Genomic DNA, 3,351 nt, shown 5'->3' on the forward strand with positions numbered 1-3,351 from the left:
CAGTGACGAGTTTGATAATTTTCAAACGAAATTGATAAGAGTAGGACATAATCTGCACCTCAAATTAGGTGTCCAGGTTTTGGGGTGCAGATCAAAAAGCGGTCAGTTTTGCAATAAAATATGCAAAATCGACCGCTTATATGTAAGAGTAAGCGAATATTTTTCGATGAAAAAACGTTTGCAAATCCTAAAACTTCCCAATCATCAAAGCCAAAATCCCTGCGGCAATTAACGGTCCAACAGGAATCCCACCGAAAAATGAAACGCCAATGACTGTGCCAATCATTAACCCCGTAACTAGAACAGGTTGAGTTGTCATTAGATCTACACCTTTACCCGCAATCCAAGCAACGAGTACGCCTACTGCAATTGAGGCAAACATTTTCCAATGTACAAAGTAAGAGAGTTCGGGCAGCTGGATTTTGCCAGAAACGAGTGGGCTTAATACACCAAGAGTAAGGATAATAATCCCGATTTTTAAACCGTATTGGTCAATCCAAGGAATATATTTTGAAAGGAGCGTTTGCTGCATAATTAACAGCACCGCTGCAGAAATGGTAATTGCATTATTGTGACTTATTACGCCTAAAATCAGTAACACAATGAGCAAGAGGGCAATCATATTTAATTGTAATGACATAATCATTCCAGAAGTGAAAAATAAGAGCATAAATTATAGCAATTTATCCAATTAGTGTGTTTTTTATTTCCGACGAAAACGATAAAATGAAAAAGAATTTACTGATTATTTTTGAGGAATTTTATGTCGAGTGTTGCCAGTCCTGAGCTGATTAAAACAGTGATTTTGCTTGCTTCAAGCGTCACTATTGTGCCACTTTTTAAACGTCTCGGGCTAGGTAGCGTGTTAGGCTATTTAGTTGCAGGTTGTTTAATTGGTCCATCTGTATTTGGTGTTATCCAAGATCCTACTGCTGTTGTGCATTTAGCTGAACTTGGCGTGGTAATGTTCCTATTCATTATTGGATTGGAAATGCACCCTGAACGTCTTTGGGCAATGCGAAAAGCGATTTTTGGGCGAGGATTCTTACAAGTGGCACTTTGTGGCTGTTTGCTGACCTTTGCTGGAATTTATTTACTCAATCTTTCGAAAGAAGTTGCTTTTATTGCAGGGATGGGATTTACCTTATCTTCTACTGCTATTGTTATGCAGACATTAGAAGATCGTGGTATTACTAGTACGCCAAAAGGGCAACGGGTGATATCCACGCTAATTTTTGAAGATTTAGCGATTGTACCACTTTTAGCATCTATCGCCTTTTTAGTACCGAACTCAGCTAATGCAGAAAACCCAACTGACTGGACTTCGATTGGCATTGCTCTTGTGGCAGTTGTCGGCTTAATCGTTTCAGGTAAATGGTTAATGAATCCCTTGTTTCGCCTCATTTCTAGAGCTCGAGTACGAGAAATGATGACCGCAGCCGCATTACTCGTTGTACTTGGTGCAGCTTTAACAATGGAACTGGGGGGATTATCAATGGCGATGGGGGCATTTGTTGCAGGTGTAATGCTCTCAGAATCGTCATTCCGTCACCAATTAGAAGCGGATATTGAGCCATTTAGAGGTTTATTACTTGGGCTTTTCTTTATGGGCGTGGGAATGTCGCTGGATTTAAGCCTTGTATTCAACCACCTCTTTTTATTACTCAGTATCGTTTGCCTCTACATTTTAGGCAAAGGTTTAGCAGTTTATTTTGTCGCACGTTTAACCCGCTTACAACATCGTGAAGCTTTTGGGCGTATGGCACTACTTGCTCATGGGGGGGAATTTGCATTCGTGCTCTTTTCTGCAGCAACTTCTGCTAGTGTAATGTCAGCCCATGAAAACGCAACCTTTACGGCAGCCGTTATTCTCTCAATGCTATTCTCTCCATTGATTACCCAACTTGCCCGCAAAGTAGCACAACGCGCAGAAAACAGACAAAATACACAGCAAGACTCCAGTGATCTCGATCCCATTGTAGATTTAGAAGACACCGTATTGGTGCTTGGTTTTGGTCGTTTCAGCCAAATTGTTTGCCAAACTTTATTGCTTCGCGGCATTAATGTTGCCGTCATTGACCGCAATATCGACAATATCCGTGCCGCCGCGAAATTCGGTTTTAAAGTGTACTACGGTGATGGCATCCGATTAGACGTACTCCATGCAGCTGGCATTGAAAAAGCCAAATGCGTGGTCATTGGGATCAATGATACTGACCGCATTGAATCTATAGTAAGTCAATTAAAAGAGACTTACCCAGAATTGCCAATTTTAACCCGAACTTACGACCGCCAAACAACGGTAAGTTTGATCAAACAGGATGTAGACTTTATTGTGCGTGAAACGTTTGAATCTGCCTTAACCCTAAGCCGAGCCACCTTAATGAAACTTGGCATTAATCAAGTAGAAGCGGATGAAGTGATTGCCGAAGTACGTTCGCTCGACCAAGATCGTCTAAATGAAGAAGTGCTACACGGATTTTCTACTGAAATTGTGAAAAAATATTGGACGCCAAAACCCTTTATCAAACCGCATTGTGATGGCAAAGCGTTAAATGAAGAGGCTGCAGAGATCTTAGATGAAGAGCAAGAAATGAAAAAAGAATAACACCTTGCTTAAGGATTTATTTAACAATGAAATGATTGCTTATGATTTAGTGCGAAGCCCGAACTTTGAGCAAATACGGTATTGCACTAAAAAACGGGCGATTAACTGGTAAGCATTTGAGAATTGAGCGAATTGCAGTGAAGGCTTCAACCTCCAAAGATGGGATTTATGAGGATAATATGATTTATAAGTTCTAAATTTAAACCAGCTTTAAAGACCGTTTAAATATATAAATGAGCTATTAAAACAAACAATGAAAAAACTTAGGGTTTTATTTTCGCAGTTTTTTTGGCTCGCAAATGTGTTACCGTGGACAATGATTTTTTCTGTAGATAAAGCATAAAAAACGGTTAGTAGATTTCATTTTACTAACCGTTTTATTCATTTAAGACTCGTCATCATCCGCTAAGAAACCACCGCTTTGGTGTGCCCAAAGTTTGGCGTAAACGCCACCTTGAGCGAGCAATTCTTCATGTGAGCCTTGTTCGACGATTTCACCTTTATCTAACACAATTAAGCGATCCATCGCCATAATGGTTGATAAACGGTGAGCAATTGCCACCACAGTTTTACCTTCCATTAAGTGCGTTAGGTTCTCTTGAATTGCCACTTCTACCTCAGAATCTAAAGCACTGGTTGCTTCATCTAATAAGAGAATTGGAGCATCTTTGAGCATCACGCGTGCAATAGCAATCCTCTGGCGTTGTCCCCCTGAAAGTTTCACTCCTCGTTCCCCTACGTGG

At 40.5% G+C, this 3,351-nt stretch carries 3 protein-coding genes; 1 reads left to right on the top strand and 2 read right to left on the bottom strand.

The features are described 5' to 3' along the window. Positions 1-187 precede the first annotated feature (187 nt). A complete protein-coding gene (locus KH943_RS09655; protein ID WP_304110379.1) occupies positions 188-640 on the bottom strand; it encodes a DUF441 domain-containing protein in 453 nt (150 codons plus the stop codon). Between the two features lie 123 nt (positions 641-763). Here KH943_RS09655 and KH943_RS09660 point away from each other — a divergent pair, with 123 nt between their 5' ends. Next, entirely contained in the window at positions 764-2,608 is a 1,845-nt protein-coding gene (locus tag KH943_RS09660) for a monovalent cation:proton antiporter-2 (CPA2) family protein (RefSeq protein WP_304110380.1), read from the top strand. Between the two features lie 385 nt (positions 2,609-2,993). On the opposite strand, the gene KH943_RS09665 is transcribed toward KH943_RS09660, so the two are convergent. Beyond that, on the bottom strand, positions 2,994-3,351 hold a 358-nt coding region (locus KH943_RS09665; RefSeq protein ID WP_304110381.1), incomplete at its 5' end, for an ATP-binding cassette domain-containing protein.

Source organism: Haemophilus parahaemolyticus (assembly GCF_018373095.1).
GTDB lineage: Bacteria > Pseudomonadota > Gammaproteobacteria > Enterobacterales > Pasteurellaceae > Haemophilus_A > Haemophilus_A parahaemolyticus_A.